The organism is Ancylobacter sp. TS-1, assembly GCF_009223885.1.
Taxonomy (GTDB): Bacteria; Pseudomonadota; Alphaproteobacteria; order Rhizobiales; family Xanthobacteraceae; genus Ancylobacter.
Genome location: NZ_CP045144.1, coordinates 86,694 through 101,929, shown reverse-complemented (window position 1 = coordinate 101,929; position 15,236 = coordinate 86,694). Strand labels below are relative to the sequence as shown.

Annotated in this window: 16 protein-coding genes; 6 read left to right on the top strand and 10 right to left on the bottom strand. The window is 70.1% G+C overall.

Annotation, left to right across the window (positions count from 1 at the left end):
* Positions 1-136 precede the first annotated feature (136 nt).
* The 6 genes from GBB76_RS00515 to GBB76_RS00490 form a co-directional block, all read right to left on the bottom strand.
* On the bottom strand, positions 137-721 hold the full coding sequence (locus GBB76_RS00515; protein WP_152301468.1) for an HK97 family phage prohead protease: 585 nt from the start codon (positions 719-721) through the stop codon (positions 137-139).
* On the bottom strand, positions 718-903 hold the full coding sequence (locus GBB76_RS00510; RefSeq protein WP_152301467.1) for a hypothetical protein: 186 nt from the start codon (positions 901-903) through the stop codon (positions 718-720). Before GBB76_RS00510 ends, GBB76_RS00515 begins: the two co-directional genes overlap by 4 nt.
* Positions 900-1,088: a hypothetical protein gene (locus GBB76_RS00505; protein WP_152301466.1), complete on the bottom strand. Its 189-nt coding sequence runs from the start codon at positions 1,086-1,088 to the stop codon at positions 900-902. The genes GBB76_RS00510 and GBB76_RS00505 overlap by 4 nt, the downstream gene beginning before the upstream one ends.
* Positions 1,089-1,233: 145 nt before the next feature.
* Positions 1,234-2,394, bottom strand: coding sequence for a phage portal protein (locus GBB76_RS00500; RefSeq protein ID WP_152301465.1), 1,161 nt, complete (start codon positions 2,392-2,394; stop codon positions 1,234-1,236).
* A gap of 133 nt (positions 2,395-2,527) precedes the next feature.
* A complete protein-coding gene (locus GBB76_RS00495; RefSeq protein ID WP_152301464.1) occupies positions 2,528-3,850 on the bottom strand; it encodes a DNA-packaging protein in 1,323 nt (440 codons plus the stop codon).
* A complete protein-coding gene (locus GBB76_RS00490) occupies positions 3,816-4,385 on the bottom strand; it encodes a hypothetical protein (protein ID WP_152301463.1) in 570 nt (189 codons plus the stop codon). The genes GBB76_RS00495 and GBB76_RS00490 overlap by 35 nt, the downstream gene beginning before the upstream one ends.
* A 383-nt stretch (positions 4,386-4,768) precedes the next feature.
* On the opposite strand from GBB76_RS00490, the gene GBB76_RS00485 reads away from it, so the two are divergent.
* Positions 4,769-5,290, top strand: a complete 522-nt coding sequence (locus GBB76_RS00485; protein ID WP_152301462.1) for a hypothetical protein — start codon at positions 4,769-4,771, stop codon at positions 5,288-5,290.
* A gap of 246 nt (positions 5,291-5,536) precedes the next feature.
* Here GBB76_RS00485 and GBB76_RS00480 read toward each other — a convergent pair whose 3' ends face one another.
* Both GBB76_RS00480 and GBB76_RS00475 read right to left on the bottom strand, forming a co-directional pair.
* Entirely contained in the window at positions 5,537-7,105 is a 1,569-nt protein-coding gene (locus tag GBB76_RS00480) for a serine hydrolase (RefSeq protein WP_152301461.1), read from the bottom strand.
* 80 nt (positions 7,106-7,185) lie between these two features.
* On the bottom strand, positions 7,186-7,752 hold the full coding sequence (locus GBB76_RS00475; RefSeq protein ID WP_152301460.1) for an NADPH-dependent FMN reductase: 567 nt from the start codon (positions 7,750-7,752) through the stop codon (positions 7,186-7,188).
* Positions 7,753-7,997: 245 nt separating this feature from the next.
* Here GBB76_RS00475 and dcd point away from each other — a divergent pair, with 245 nt between their 5' ends.
* On the top strand, positions 7,998-8,555 hold the full coding sequence (gene dcd, locus GBB76_RS00470) for a dCTP deaminase (protein WP_152301459.1): 558 nt from the start codon (positions 7,998-8,000) through the stop codon (positions 8,553-8,555).
* Positions 8,556-8,585: 30 nt separating this feature from the next.
* Here the strand turns inward: dcd and GBB76_RS00465 are convergent, their stop codons facing one another.
* Complete coding sequence (locus GBB76_RS00465) at positions 8,586-9,719, bottom strand: helix-turn-helix transcriptional regulator (RefSeq protein WP_152301458.1); 1,134 nt, start codon at positions 9,717-9,719, stop codon at positions 8,586-8,588.
* A 313-nt stretch (positions 9,720-10,032) separates the two neighbouring features.
* Here GBB76_RS00465 and GBB76_RS00460 point away from each other — a divergent pair, with 313 nt between their 5' ends.
* Positions 10,033-10,932 carry a DMT family transporter gene (locus GBB76_RS00460; RefSeq protein WP_152301457.1) on the top strand — a complete coding sequence of 300 codons (900 nt, stop codon included), beginning with the start codon at positions 10,033-10,035 and terminating at the stop codon, positions 10,930-10,932.
* Positions 10,933-10,944: 12 nt separating this feature from the next.
* Here the strand turns inward: GBB76_RS00460 and GBB76_RS00455 are convergent, their stop codons facing one another.
* The gene (locus GBB76_RS00455; RefSeq protein WP_246668986.1) at positions 10,945-11,682 is read right to left on the bottom strand and encodes an FCD domain-containing protein; all 738 of its coding nucleotides are present in this window, start codon (positions 11,680-11,682) and stop codon (positions 10,945-10,947) included.
* Between the two features lie 255 nt (positions 11,683-11,937).
* On the opposite strand from GBB76_RS00455, the gene GBB76_RS00450 reads away from it, so the two are divergent.
* From GBB76_RS00450 to GBB76_RS00440, 3 genes are all read left to right on the top strand, one after another.
* The gene (locus GBB76_RS00450) at positions 11,938-13,617 is read left to right on the top strand and encodes an L-lactate permease (protein WP_152301455.1); all 1,680 of its coding nucleotides are present in this window, start codon (positions 11,938-11,940) and stop codon (positions 13,615-13,617) included.
* A 91-nt stretch (positions 13,618-13,708) separates the two neighbouring features.
* Positions 13,709-14,845 (top strand): alpha-hydroxy acid oxidase, encoded by a 1,137-nt coding sequence (locus GBB76_RS00445; protein WP_152301454.1) that lies wholly within the window; start codon positions 13,709-13,711, stop codon positions 14,843-14,845.
* Positions 14,846-14,933: 88 nt separating this feature from the next.
* Entirely contained in the window at positions 14,934-15,221 is a 288-nt protein-coding gene (locus GBB76_RS00440; RefSeq protein ID WP_152301453.1) for a hypothetical protein, read from the top strand.
* The last annotated feature ends 15 nt before the right edge of the window (positions 15,222-15,236 follow it).

Genomic DNA, 15,236 nt, shown 5'->3' with positions numbered 1-15,236 from the left:
GGCCGATTGCGTGCTCCCTCTCCCCGTCGGGGAGAGGGTTGGGGTGAGGGGCTTTCGCCGCTCCGCGATGTTGTCGCCCCTCACCGACCCGCTTCGCGGGCCACCTCTCCCCAATGGGGAGAGGAAAGCAGCAGCTTCACGCCGTCGCCGGCCGCAGCCCGGGAAAGGCCCGCAGGCGCCGCGCGCCGCGCCGGATCGTCGCCGCCAGCGCGTCGCCCGCCCGCTTCACCGAGGCGATGCGGGCGTCGGGCTGCATGGGAAAGGTCACGACCGACACTTCCCACAGGTCGATGCGCGACAGCCGGCGCACCCGCGAGCGCGGGTCGGTGCGTCCCTCCACCGCGCGGAAGCCGATGGAAAGCCCGTCCAGCGCCCCGGCGCGCATCAGCGCCAGCACCTCGCGGGCGCGGCCGACATCGAGCGCGAGGCGGCCGCGCACGAAGAGGCCCACGCCGTCCTCGTGCAAGCTCAGCCAGGTGCCGATCGGCTCGGCCGGGTCGTGCTGGAACAGCATGCGCACCCCGCCCGCCCCGCGCTCGGCGAGCGAGCGGGCGAAGGCGCCGGGCAGGATCAGGTCGCGGCCGAGATCGACCCGACCGAACAGCGCCGCATAACCCTCGAAGGAGCCGTCCGGCGCCACATTGGCGAGGGTGCCGGCTTGCGCCTTGGTGTCCAGCGCCGGCGCGCCATGGCGGGCGAGAATGCGCGCCGGGCCGCTCATGCGCCGTCTCCCTCGCCCCTCGGGCGGCGGGTGGCGGCGGCGCGTTCGAGGCGCCCCAGCGTGCGGCCGAACTGGCGGAACACCTGCGGCGCGTCGCCGGCCCGGTGCGGGGCCGGCAGGCGCGGGGCGAGCCCGTTGAAGCGGCCGGGCAGGAAGGCCCGGATGCGGGGTGTCGACGTCATGTCTCGTCTCCGAACAGGGCGTTGAAGCGCGCAATCTCGCGCACGAACTCGTCGAAGCGGCGCGCGGCGTGCCCCAGTTCGCGCAGCGCGAGCCCGGCCAGCGCCGAAGCGCCGAGCGCCCACAGCAGCAGCGCGAGATGGGCGATGTCCGCCTTCTCGGCGAAGGCGGCGAACAGCGGTTGCATCGGCGACTCCTTTATCGGCACACTTCCCCCTCATCCCCGGGCTTGACCCGGGGACCCAGGCTCGGTCCGCGCGGCGCCGAAAGGCTGGGTGGCCGGGTCAAGCCCGGCCATGAGGGGAGGATGGGTGTGCCGCTCCGGCGGGCCCCTACCCCCGCACCCCGTAGCCCACCGCCTGGCGCTTCTCGTCCTCGGTGAGGAAGCTCGCCTCGTTCACCCGGCGCCACAGCGCCTCGCGCTCGCCATGCAGCGCTTCCACCGCGTCGAGGTCGGGCTCAAAGTCCAGCCGGGCGGTGCCGAAGGCGGGGGCGAGCCAGTGGCACAGGTCCTGCCCCAGCCGGCGTGCCAGCGGCAGCACGGTCTGGCGCCACAGCACCCGGCTCGCCTCGGCGTAATTGGCATAGGTGGCGTCGCCGGGAATGCCGAGCAGCATGGGCGGCACGCCGAAGGCCAGCGCGATCTCGCGCGCCGCCGCGTTCTTCGCCTCGAGGAAATCCATCTCCTTCGGCGTGAGCGAGAGCGGGCGCCAGTCGAGCCCGCCTTCCAGCAGCAGCGGGCGCCCGGCATTGGCGGCGCCGGCGAAATTCGCCTCCAGCTCCTCCTTCAGCCGGTCGAACTGCTCGTCGGAGAGGTTGCCCGCCCCGCCATAGACCAGCGCGCCGGAAGGGCGGGCGGCATTGTCGATCAGTGCCTTGTTCCAGGCGCCGGCGGCGTTGTGCAGGTCGAGCGCCACCTGCGCCGCCTCCAGCGGCGGGGCGCCGTAATGGTCGTCGAGCGGGTTGAACAGGCCGACATGGAGGATGGGCGGCGGCACGCCGTCCTGCGCGAAGCGCACGGTGCGCCCGCCGGCCGTGTAGTCATAGGCCTGCGCCCAGCCATCCGCCCCCGGCACGACGCGCATGCGGTCGGGGCGCAGCACGTGCAGCTCGCGCGGCACTCCGCCCAGCGCCACCGCCTCCACATAGCCGTTGCCGGCGATCATCAGATGGCTCGCCAGCGCCTCCATGAGACCCGTGCCGCTGAGGCGCCCATTGGGCCGGGCGAGCAGGTCCAGCAGCGGATGGGCGGGGATCTCGCGCCCCTCCTCGGCGAGCACGAAGCGCACCTCGCCGACGCTCTGCGCGATCAGCCGCACGCAGCGATGGGCGATGGCGTTGCGCTGGTAGCCCTCGCGGGCCAGCGCGCCATAGTCGCGCGGCGTCCATTGTGGCCGCTGGCCCGCCAGCAGCGCCACCAGCGCCTGCGCCCGCGACGCCTTGGCCTCGGGCGGGGCGGCGCGGCGGCCGAGGGAGAAGGGAAAGAGCTTCATCGAAGGGCTCCGGTTGGAAACAAGTCCGTCATCCCGGACGGCCGCAGGCCGATCCGGGATCGCGTGCAGGACGGGGAACGATCCCGGCGCTCCGCTTCGCTTCGGCCGGGATGACGACTGTTGGAGCGCCCCCTCACACCCTTCTCACCCGCGGCGCGGTCTCGCGGGGGCCGAGGGCCAGCGCCGTCACCGCCCAGACCAGCGCGTCGAGCCGGTCGGGCGAGCGCCTGCCCGAAAGTCCCTCCGGCGCGAAGTCGCACATCTCGTCCTCCAGCGCGGGAAAGGCGCCGGCATGGCGCACCCGTCCCTGCTCGTAGAGCGCGGCCACCGGCTCGGCGCGCAGCCATTTTCCGCGCGTCGCCCGCACCTCGGCGACCGGGACAGCGGGGTCGATGCCGGCCAGAATGGTCTTCACCATCTCGCCGCCCTGGTTCACCTCCACCACCACGCGGTCGGCGTCGAGCCGGTGGAACAGGCCCACCGCCCGCGCGCCCCAGCCCGTGGGCGTCAGCCCCTGCGCGCTCTCGTCGGCCAGCACGTGGACGATGCCCGCCGCGTCGATCCCCGCCGCGACGAGCCCGCAGGCATCGGCCCGCTTGCCCGAGGAGGCCGGCGGGTCGACCGCCACCACGAGGCGCACCATCTGGCGCCGCAGCTCCGGCGCCGCGCTCTCGCGTCCCGCCTCCAGCGCCGCCCGGCTCCACAGCGCGTCGGCCCGGTCCTCGACCAGTTCGCCGTCGAGTTCCTGCCGGCCGAGCCTTGTGCCGGCATAGCGGCCGACCACGGTGGCGAGGAAGGGAGGGGCCAGATGCGCGGCGTTCTCGGCCGTCGCCATCCGCGTCACCGCCGTGCGCGGATCGGCGAGCAGCGCGCGGATGAGCGCGGTCGGGCGCGGGGTCGTCGTCACCATCTGGCGCGGACGGGCGCCGAGCCGCAGGCCGAATTGCAGCATGTCGAAGGCCGCCTGCGCGTAGCGCCACTTGGCCAGCTCGTCGCACCAGGCGGCGTCGAATTGCGGGCCGCGCAAACTTTCGGGGTCGTCGGCGGAAAAGCCCTGCGCCACCGCCCCGTTCGGCCATTGCAGCCGGCGCCGGGTCGGCTCCCAGCTCGGGCGCTCGGCACACGGATGCACGGAGAGGAGGCCGGAGACGCCCTCCACCATCACCTCGCGCACATCGCCAAGGCTTTCCGCCACCAGCGCGATGCGCCCGGCCGGCGGGCCCGCCCGCCCGAAGACGAGGGCGCGCACCCATTCCGCGCCCGCCCGCGTCTTGCCGGCACCGCGCCCGCCGAGCAGCAGCCAGGTCAGCCAGTCGCCGCCGCCCGGCGCCGTTTCCGGCGGCTGCTGCGAGGCGCGGCCGATCAGCGGCCAGTGGTGGCGCAGCCAGTCCAGCGTCGGCGCGTCGAGCGCGGCCAGCGCCTCAGGCAGCTTCCCCGCCCGCCAGCACGCGCTCAAGCGTCGCGCCAAGCTCGCGTCGGAAGGCGTCGGCATCGCGGCTGGCTTCATCCTCGTCCCCGTCCGGCGCCTGCTTTTCCAGCACGGCCAGCTCGCGCAGCGCCCGCACCAGCACGGCGAGCGTGCGCGCGGCGCGCTCGGCATCGGCCGGGCTCGCCTCCGGCGTCACGGTCGCGCCCCCGCCGAGCCCGATCAGCCGCTCGATGGCGGCGATCTCGGCCTCGATGCGGTGGATCAGCCGCCCGATCAGCGCGCTTCGCGACAATGCTGTCGCTCCTTCGCCAGCCGCGCCCTCGCCTTGGGCTTCCCCGCCCCCGGCCGGCGGGGCCGGCGCGAGGGAAGTGGGCGGCGGCGGCGCGGTCGGCACGCGTTGCGAGCGCGGCGTCCATTGCCACCGCTTCGCCCGCTGGACCAGCGTCGTCACACCGATGCCGAGCAGGACGGCGATGTCGCGCAAGGGCACATTCGTCTGTTCATAGAGGTGGCGCGCCATGGCGGCCGCCTCGGGCGTAACGCTCTTGCGGGGAACCGACATTCCACCTCCGCAGATCGAACCCGGAAACGAAAAAGCCGGCGCGAAGGCCGGCCGAAACGACGCCCCTGCGGGGGCCTCGGGGCATCGTGACCTCACGGCCTTCCGACGCAGTTGTGGAGCATGAAGAAAACCTACCCCGCCAGCGTCACGCTGTCAAGGACTATTTTCCTAATTATATACGTGACAAAGCAGGGCCGTGTGATAGGTTGGCAATATAGGAGCCAAGCCCATGATCAACCTCGACAATCCGATCTTCCAAGGGGCCGATAAGGCCCGCGAGTATCTGGAAGCATAGCGTTGGCCGAATGGTAGGGTTCGGCGGCGTCTGTAGAGGCCGCTTCACCGTCTCCTGAAATTTTGCATCGTCGCTAGGGGCATCTGACATGGTGACGCTTCCATCTGACTTGCCTGATCAAATCGGAGTCGAAAACCGAACGCAGCTTCTACACGATTTCGGCGCGTTCATGACCCTCTGGAGCGAGTTCGAGATCGTCCTAGAGATTGCCATCGCTCGCCTGGCGGAGATGAAGCCACTAGCGGCATCGATTGTGCTCGGCGGGCTAAGCTTCGGCAACAAGCCCTCCATCCTGTACAGCCTCCTAGTTGAGGCTGGAGAGCAATCCAAGATCGAGCCGGTCAAGGCGCTCATCAATCATGCGCGCCGCAATGCGCTTGTGCACGGCACTCCAGCTACAGAGGACGACTATTCAAACTTCGCCTTCATCAAGCGAGATATCAAGGACCGCTACCGAGTCAGCCGGGCGGAGTTTACAGCCGCTCAATTCCACGAGCATTTCCTGGAATTTCGCCGACTCCATCTAGCTGCAGCGGATGCTCTCAATATCTCTGGCGACGATATCGAGGACTATGCCAAAGCGGGTCGATTTGGGCAGCAAGGGACTTAATGTCCCCATCGCCACCCTCATCTATGGCGCCAATGTTGGCAGTGATCCATTTGCGCATAATAAGGCGCAGGGTGGCGTAGCCCTCTTCCGTCAACTCAACCTCCGCGCCGGCCTGTCCCGAATCACCTACCACTTCGAAGTCTGCCTTATTACGTGCACGATTGCGACTATTTTCCTAGTTTGGGATTTTCGCCCACTCGTCGACTCTGGGCAAAGGCGGCGGAGCGCGCCCACGCTGTCGCCCCCTCACTCCCGCGTCAGCGTTCCCAGCCCGAAGCCGTCGAAATCCTCCAGCGTCAGCGCGCCCGCCGTGCCGTCCGGGCCGAGGGTGAAGGTGGCGGCGGAGGGCAGGTCGGGAAGCTCCGGCGCGGGGTAGTAGAGGAAGACGTCGCGGTTGACATGGGTGAGCGGGAAGCGCGCCTGCCCGTCCGGGCCAAGCCGCAGTTCCAGCCCTTCGCCCGCCGCCGCCACTTGCGCCCCGCCGACATAGGCATTGGCATAGCGGCCCTGATAGGCGGCGAGCGGCGCCGCCGGCAGCGGCGCGGCGGGCGGGGCGAAGCGCGCCTTCGCCGCCGCCATGGCGGGGGCGAACATCCCCTCATAGGCGGCGTTCCACGGCCCCATCCAGTCCGTGCCCGGTTTGCCGTCGAACACGCGGTCGAAGAAGTTGTCGGCCAGCCCTTCCGGCACCCCGGTCGGGAAGGCATTGGCCAGCACCACGATGGCGATATCCGCCTCGGGGTAGATCGTCACCAGCGTGCGGGCGCCGACGCTGAAGGCGCCGGCATGGCCCCAGCTCACCCCGTGGCGTCCATATTCCACGTTCCAGCCCAGCGCGTAGAAGGAGGCGGCGCCCGTCACCGGGTTGGCGCCGCGCGCCATCACCGGCTGGTGCGTCGCCGCCAGCGCGGCCTCCGGGATCAGCCGGCGGCCGTCGAACATGCCGCCGGCCAGTTCCAGCCGCAGCCATTGCGCGAGGTCGCGGGCGTTGGAGGAGACCCCGCCCGCCGGCGCCTGCGCGTCCGGCTGGCGCTTCAGCTTCGCCGCCCAGTGGCCGGGCCCGCCTATGTGCAGCTCGGCGCGGTTCTCATGGGCGATGAAATCGGCGTGGCGCGCCGAGGTGGAGGCCATGCCGAGCGGGGCGAACAGCTTCTCCTTCGCCACCTCCTCCCACGGCTTGCCGGTCGGCGCGGCGGCGGCCACCGCCCCGGCGGTGAAGCCGAAATTCGAATAGGAATAGCCGGCCCGGAAGCTCGACGAAGGCGGCACTAGGCGCAGCCGCGCGAGGATCGTGGCGCGGTCATAGCCCAGCGCCTCCAGCTCGTTGCCGGCGTCCCCGGGCAGGCCGGAGCGATGGGCGAGCAGGTCGCGCACGCTCACCTGCTGGGTCGGGTAGGCGTCCCTGAGCTGGAAGGAGGGGTTGAGCGCCGCGACCGGCGTGTCCCAGTCCAGCAGCTTGTCGCCGACCAGCGCGGCGACCACGGTGGCGGTGATCGGCTTGGAGAAGGAGGCGAGCTGGAACACCGTGTCAGCGTCGACCGCGCCGGGCTTGCCTTCCTCGCGCACGCCGTAGCCTTTGGCGAACACCACCGCATCGCCCTGAACGACAGCGATGGCGAGCCCCGGCACGAGGCCGTCGGCCACCGCCTTCGCCGCCTGCGCGTCGAGCGCGGGCAGCGCCGCCTCCACCTGCGCCCGGGATACCGGCGCACGGGATACCGGCTCCGCCCGGGCGGGTCCGGCGGCGAGGACCGCGCCGGCCAGCAGCGGGACCAGACGGGAAAGGGTGCGGGATCGGGTGCGGGTGCGGGTCATGGCGCGCTCCGGGTGCGGGGGCGCCCATAGTGACCGGCCGGGCGGCAGGCTCAAGCCCCCGCCCGGCGGGACAGTCGGCCTCAGCCGGCGGCGAGCTTGAGCAGGCGGATTTCCCGCAGCAGCGCCTCGACGCCGCCGACAAGGAAGCCGCGCGTCTTCTCGTCGGCGAAGATGCCGTCCTTGATCTTCTCGCCGACATTGGGAATGGCGAGGTGCGGATAGGAGACCACCCGCGCGCCGGCGGCGGAGAGCGATTCACGCACCTGCGCCTGTGCACGGATGCCGCCGGTCGAGCCCGGCGAGGAGGTGACCACCAGCGCCGGCTTGCCGAGCAGCGCGCCCTTGGCATAGGGGCGCGAGCCCCAGTCGATGGCGTTCTTCAGCGCGCCGGAGGTGCCGTAATTATATTCCGGCGAGATGAAAATCACCCCGTCCGCCGCCGCCATCGCCGCGCGCAGCGCCGCCGCCCCGGCCGGCTGGGTCTCGCCGTCCTCGTCCTGGTTGTAGAAGGGAACGTCGTTGAGAAGCTGCACGGTGACGTCGGCCTTGGCGGCGGCGGCTTCCTTCAGGGCCTTCGCCACGGCGGTCGAAAAGGCGCCGGCGCGCAGGCTGCCGGAAATGGCGAGAAGCGAGGGGCGGTCGGTCATCTCTGGGGGACTCCGGTTGCGGCGCCCGGAAGGGGGCGGCCGGCTCGGCGCCTAACCTCGTTCCCGCGCGCGGAATGCTCAAGCCCAAATCATTGCAGGATTGCACTGTTTTTGTTGCATGCCCCTCCGTCCGGTTGCGCGCAAACCCTGCTCAACCGGGCGACGGCATGCCCGCGCCGTTTCCCCTGCCGGAAAACCATGTTACCGATCCAGATGTTGCGCCCGATCCCGCGAGTGAGCCCGCCTTGATCCTGACCGACCGCGACATTCTCGACGCCATCGCCGAAGGCTCGGTCGCCATCGAGCCGCCGCCGCCGGCCGAGTTCTACGCGCCGAACGGGGTGGATCTGCGCCTCGACACCCGCCTCACCCTCTACCGCGACCCGGCCGAGGACGAGGACCCGGTGATCGACCCGGCCGGGCCGGGCTATTCCTTCCGCGAGGCCATCACCCGCATGGCCGACGATATCGAGATCGGCGAGGCCGGCTTCGTGCTCGATCCCGGCCGGCTGGTGCTCGGCTGGACGCTGGAGCGGGTGGACCTGCGCCCCGGGGCGCGCCTTGCCGCCCGCGTCGAGGGCAAAAGCTCGCTGGCGCGCATCGGCCTCATCGTCCACCTCACCGCCCCCACCATCCATGCCGGCTCGACGGGACGCATCCAGCTCGAAATCATCAATCTCGGGCCGCGCCCGATCCGCCTGCGGGCGGGCATGAAGGTGTGCCAGCTCATTCTCGAGCAGACGCTCGGCGTGCCCCAGCGCGGCTATGGCGGCCAGTTCGCCGGCCAGCGCGCCGCCGGCTGAGGCTTCCCGCACCCGCCGGGCCGGAGGCCCTCAATGGGCGAGGCGCGAGAGCAGCGCCACCAGTTCCCCCTGCCGGTGCGTGCCGGTCTTCTGGAACACCGCGCGAAGCTGCACGCGGGCGGTGTCGTAGGTGATGCCGAGCGCGGCGGCTGCCTCGCGCAGATCCGTCCCGGCGGCGATCCGCGCCGCCAGCCGCGCCTCCGAGGCGGTCAGCGCGAAGCCCAGCCGCAGCCTTTCCTCGCGCGGGGCGGGAAAACGGTCCAGATCGGTGAGCAGCAGCAGCACATGGGCGCGGTCGAACATGTCGAGGAAGATGCCGGACAGCGGCAGCACCTCGGCGAGGATCGGGCGCCCCTGCTGCCGCAGGATCAGCGAGGACGGACGCATCCGCTCGACCGCCGTCCGCTCCTCGCGCAGCGCGTTGCGGATCATCGCCTGCAGCGCGTGGTGGCTGGCCGCGTGCGTCGCCGCCAGCACGCCGCGCACCAGCTTGAGATCGGGGCCGAGCAGCGCCTCGGCGGCCGGGTTCAGCGAGTGCACGCAGCCGCGCCAGTCGATCAGCGCCGCCGGCGCGTTGAGGGCGCCGAGCCCGGTCATTGCCGCGCGCCCCTTCTCGATCTCCAGCTTGTCCGAGAGAGTGATCAGGCGCCGGAACTGCGCCGCGTAGCGGCCGACATAGCGCGCCTCCTGCGGGCTGAAATGTTCCTGCCCGCGCGCCCGCAGCATGGGGATGCACCAGTTCTGGTCGAGCATCGGCACGTTGATCATGGCGTAGCCGGGAAAGCCGCGACGCAGGTAGAAATCATTGTAGTGGCGGGAGGTGCGGCGTTCCTCGTCGGTGGCGAGCTGCTGCTCGATGACCACCGCCTGCCCGGCGATCATCAGCGGCAGCCCGCGCTCGGCCCGGTAGTGGTTGAGGTACCATTTGTGCTTCTCGTATTCCTCGATCAGCTCCTGATATTCGTGGGAGATCGGGACCTTGGTGAAGCTTCGCTTGGGATCGCGCGGATCGGGTGAATCGAGGTTCTTCTGGTAGGGATAGAACATCATCGCGGCGGCGCCGAACGCCGACGCCAGGTCCTGCAGCGCATCCGCCCACAGCGACGGCATCACCACCGCGTCGTAGCAACGGTCGAGGGCCGACCGCACGCGTTCGTCACGCATCACGCATCTCCCCTTGGGAAACACGAAGTGGAAGCCGAGCCTAGTCCCCGTTTATCTCGCCTGTACAGGGGAGCGGACGGATTATGACAGCCGGAAACGGCTTGTCTGCACGTTTTCCGCCATGTCCGGCACATGGTGCCCGGGTAAAGGTCGGGAGATGACGCTATGCCGGCGGACGGGCGGGCGGACGGGCGGAGCGGCGGCGCACCGCGTCCCCTCCCCGCACGGCCCGATTGACAGAAGCCGGCGGGCCGCTAGGTTCCGCGCGTGATCCGGCCGGGTTGAGCCGCGTCCTGCTCCTCGGTGCCCACGCATGACCCCCAGAGACATCGCCGCCTACGTCTTCCTGGCGATCACCTGGGGGGCGTCCTTCGTGGTGATGACCCACATCATCCATGCCTTCGGCTGGGCCGGCTCGGTGGCGCTGCGCTCCTTCCTCGCCGCCGGTACGCTGTTCGTCGCCGCCCGGCTCATCGGCCGCCGGCTCGATTTCAGCTTCGGCATCTGGCCGCTGATAGTGGTCGGCGCCTTCACCGTGGCGGCGCAGCTCACCCTGATCTCCTACGGCCTGCCGCGCATCGGCACCGCCATGTCGGCGATCCTGGTCGCCACCATCCCGCTGTTCTCGATGCTGATCGCCCGGCTCTGGCGTGTCGAGCCGATCCGCCCCGGCGGGCTCCTCGGCATCGGCCTCGGCATGGTGGGCGTGGTGCTGCTGGTCGGCTTCCCGGCGCGGCCGGTGACGCACGACTTCCTCATTGGCTGCGCCGCCACCATCGCCTCCACCCTGTCGGCGGCCTTCGGCAGCGTCTATGCCGGCCGCCGCCTGTCCAGCGCGGGTTCGTGGGAAGTCACCATCGGCGCCTTCCTGTCCGGCGGGCTGCTGACGCTGCCGCTGCTCGCCATCGTGCCGATCCCGACCGTGCCGGTGCTGCACGACTATCTCATGCTGCTGATCGCCGGCACGCTGATGAGCGCGATGACCTATGTCGCCTATTTCGGCCTCATCGCCTCCATCGGCCCGACCCGGGCCATCAGCGTCGAGTTCGCCGTGACCGCCGTCGCGGTGACGATCGGCACGCTGCTGCTCGACGAGCCGCTGTCGCTGCCGCAGGTCGCCGGCGCGGCGGTGATCGGCGTCGGCTGCGCGCTGGTGCTCGGCGTCATCCGGGTCGGCCGGGCGGATGCCGTGGCCGAGCGCCCCGGCGCCTGAGGCCCGCCCCGCTCAGCCCCCCAGCAGCGTCGAGCGGGTGAGCCGGCGCACCGCGAGATCGACCCGGGCGGCATCGCGCCGCGTGCGCTCCACCGTGTCGTTGACGAAGGTGAGGTGGTCGTGCGTCGCCTTCTCGGCCACCGGCGCGTCGCCCGCCACCACCGCCTCGCCGATCGCCCGGTGCTGCTCCAGCAGCGCGTCGCGGAAGGCGGCCAGCTCGAACAGCGAGGTGCGGTTGAAGAAGATGTCCCGCCGCAGCATCTCCGAGAAGGCCCGCATCACGTGCAGGATGACGAGGTTGTGCGAGGCGGCGTAGACGAGCCGGTGCAGCTCGATATCCGCCTCGGCCTCGCGGTCGGCGTCCCGGACCTGATGGGCGGCCTCCATCTCGGCGAGGCAGTCGCGGATCGCCTGCCGCTCGGGCTCGGTGGCGCGCACCGCCGCCAGCCCCGCCGCCGTGCGCTCCACCGCCGCGCGGTATTCGAAATAGTCGGCCGTCACCTGCTCGTTCGATTGCAGCAGCCCGGCGAGCGGCTCGGTCAGGCCCGACAGGAACTGGGTGACGCGGGTGCCCTCGCGGCTGGTCGCCAGCAGTCCCCGCCCCTCCAGAATCTCCAGCGCGTCGCGCAGCGAGGGACGCGAGACGTCGAGGCGCTCGGCCAGATCGCGCTCGCTGGCGAGCTTCTCGCCGGGGCGCAGCACGCCTTCGAGGATCAGTCTCTCAATATGCTCGGCGATGGCTTCCGCCAATTTTGGTGTTCGCAGGCGCTCCAAGGAACCAGCCTCCCCTTTGTTTTTCCTACGGAATTTTTTTCCATTCCGCTACGTAATTAACACGAAAGTCGTATCTTCGTACCAATTGACTTGAATGGTAAGGCAAACTTACCAAGCAGAACTTCCTTGTGACCTCCTTACCAGAAGGAGGACTGGCGCGGCAGAGACCGGGCCCAATCCGGCAAAAAACGGGGTCAACCCGGCAGACACGTCTTCCCCGGAGAAACGCCCGTGACCTGGAACCAAGTATACGATCCGTTCGGCAGCATGGCGCTGTCGACACTTCTTGCCGCCATCCCGATCGTCGTCATGCTCGTCGGCCTCGGCTTCCTCCACATGAAGGCGCATGTGGCCGCCTTCGCCGGCCTCGTCGCCGCGTTCGTCATCGCCGTCTTCGTCTTCGGCATGCCCGCCGACAAGGCCGGCCTTGCCGCCGGTTACGGCGCCGCCTACGGCCTTATGCCGATCGGCTGGATCGTTCTCAATATCATCTTCCTGCATCAGTTGACCGAGGCCAATGGCTCGTTCACCACGCTGCAGCACTCCATCGCCGGCATCACCGGCGACCGCCGCCTCCAGCTGCTGCTGATCGCCTTCTCCTTCGGCGCCTTCTTCGAGGGCGCGGCGGGCTTCGGCACCCCGGTCGCGGTGACGGCGGCGCTGCTGATCGGCCTCGGCTTCTCGCCGCTCGCCGCCTCCGGCCTGTCGCTGATCGCCAACACCGCCCCCGTCGCCTACGGCGCCCTCGGTACTCCGGTAGTGGCGCTCGCGGCCGTCACCGGGCTCGACCTGCTCGACCTCTCGGCCATGATCGGCCGCCAGCTGCCCTTCTTCTCGCTGATCGTGCCGTTCTGGCTGATCTGGGCGTTCGCGGGCTGGCGCGGCATGCTGGAAATCTGGCCGGCGATCCTGGTCTGCGGCGTCTCCTTCGCCCTTCCCCAGTTCCTGGTGTCGAACTTCCACGGCCCGTGGCTGGTGGACGTCGTCGCCGCCATCGTGTCGATGGTCTGCCTGGTGCTGTTCCTGCGCGTGTGGAAGCCGAAGAAAGAATGGACCTCGACCGCCCTGCGCAACCACAAGGGCAGCGACGGTTCCGAGGACGTGGCGGCCAAGCCGGTCGCGCCCCTCACCACCCGCCCCTCGACCGGCGATCTGGTCAAGGCGTGGCTGCCCTGGGGCATCCTGACCGTCTTCGTCTTCGCCTGGGGCATCCCGCAGATGAAGGGCATGCTGGACGGCTTCTTCATCCAGAAGATCCCGTTCGAGGGCCTGCACAACCTCGTCTTCAAGGTGCCGCCGGTGGTCGCCACCGCGCATCCCGAAGCGGCGGTGTTCACCTTCAACATCCTGTCGATGACCGGCTCGGGCATCTTCGCCTCGGCGGTGATCGCCGGCCTGCTGATGGGCTTCTCGCCGGTCGCGCTGGTGAAGATCTACCTCCGGACGATCTGGAAGGTGCGCTTCTCGCTGGCCACCATCGCCATCATGCTCGCCCTGGGCTTCCTCACCCGCTACTCGGGTCTGGACGCCACGCTCGGCCTCGCCTTCGCCACGACGGGCCCGTTCTACCCGCTGTTCGGCACGCTGCTGGGCTGGCTCGGCGTCGCGCTCACCGGCTCGGACACGGCCTCGAACGTGCTGTTCGGCGGTCTCCAGCGCATCACCTCCGAGCAGCTCGGCCTCTCCCCGACGCTGATGGCCGCGGCCAACTCCTCGGGCGGCGTGATGGGCAAGATGATCGACGCCCAGTCCATCGTCGTGGCCTCCACCGCCACCGGCTGGCTGAACAAGGAAGGCGTGATCCTTCGCTACGTGTTCTTCCACTCGCTGGCGCTGGCGGTGCTGGTCGGTATCCTTGTGACGATGCAGGCCTATGTCTGGCCGTTCACGGCCCTTGTCATTCATCATTGACCCCGCGGGGGAGGCGTAAGAGCCTCCCCCGGTTTTCTTGCATCGGGACGGACGCCCCGCGCCCGTCCCGGTTTCGTGGAAGGACGTCCTCATGGCTGCCGTCACCAACATCCAGGACCTGCGCGCCATCGCCAAACGCAAGGTGCCGCGCGCGATCTTCCACTACGCCGACCGGGGCTCCTATGACGAGGCGACGCTCAAGGCCAACAAGGCGGACCTTGCCGCCATCGGCCTGCGCCAGCGCGTCATGATCGACGTCTCCGAGCGCTCGACCGCCACCACCATGATCGGCGAGAAGGTCGCCCTGCCGCTGGCCATCGCCCCGACCGGCCTCACCGGCCTGTTCCACGGCGACGGCGAGATCCATGGCTGCCGTGCCGCGCAGGCCGCCGGCATCCCCTTCACCCTCTCCACCATGTCGATCTGCTCGATCGAGGACGTGGCGGGCGCGGTGGACAAGCCCTTCTGGTTCCAGCTCTACGTGATGCGCGACCGCAAGTTCTCGGAATCGCTGATCGAGCGCGCCAAGGCCGCCAAATGCTCGGCCCTCGTGCTGACGCTCGACCTGCAGATCCAGGGCCAGCGCCACATGGACATCAAGAACGGCCTCGCCGTTCCCCCGAAGCTCACCCTCGCCAACGCCCTCGACATCGCCACCAAGCCGCGCTGGATCGCCAGCGTGCTGATGGGCAAGCGCCATTCCTTCGGCAATCTCGCGGTGCGCAAGGAAAGCGACAGCCTGAGCACCCTCTCGCAGTGGATCGCCGGCCAGTTCGACCCGTCCCTGTCGTGGAAGGACGTCGAATGGGTCCGCTCCATCTGGCCGGGCAAGCTCATCCTCAAGGGCGTGCTCGACGTCGAGGACGCGAAGATCGCCGCCGCCACCGGCGCCGACGCCATCGTCGTTTCCAACCATGGCGGCCGCCAGTTGGACGGCGCCATCTCCTCGATCAAGGCGCTGCCGCGCATCGTCGACGCCATCGGCGGCAGCAACAGCGAGGTCTGGTTCGACGGCGGCGTGCAGTCGGGACAGGACATCCTGAAGGCGCGGGCGCTGGGCGCGCGCGGCTGCATGATGGGCAAGGCCTTCCTGTGGTCGCTGGCCGCCGGCGGCCAGGCCGGCGTCGCCAAGGCCATCGAGATCATGCGCAAGGAGCTTGACGTCTCCATGGCGCTCACCGGCACCCGGGACATCGAGAAGGTCGACAGGAGCGTGCTGGAGCTGTGAGCGCGGCCGGGGCGCCGCCCCACGCTCTTGCAGCGGGCCTGCGGGCGCGGCATCGTGCCCGCGCCGGGGGAACGGCAGGAGAAATCGCATGTCCGATGAATCGATGACCCGCCGCGACCTCGGCGTATTGGCGGCCGGCGGTGCCCTCGCCGTGGCCTTCGCCACCCTGCCGGCGCTGCCGGCGGCGGCCTATCAGGGCAACATGGAACGCGCCCTGTCGGACCTCTACGCGGCGCTGGCCTCGCTGCGCGAGGCGACGCCCAACAAGGGCGGTCACCGCGAGCGGGCCATCGGGCTCATCCGGCAGGCCATCGAGCAGACCCAGGCCGGCATCGAATTCGCCGACGAACATGGCGGTGGCGGCGGCCCGCCCTGAGCGGGAGCGGACGGG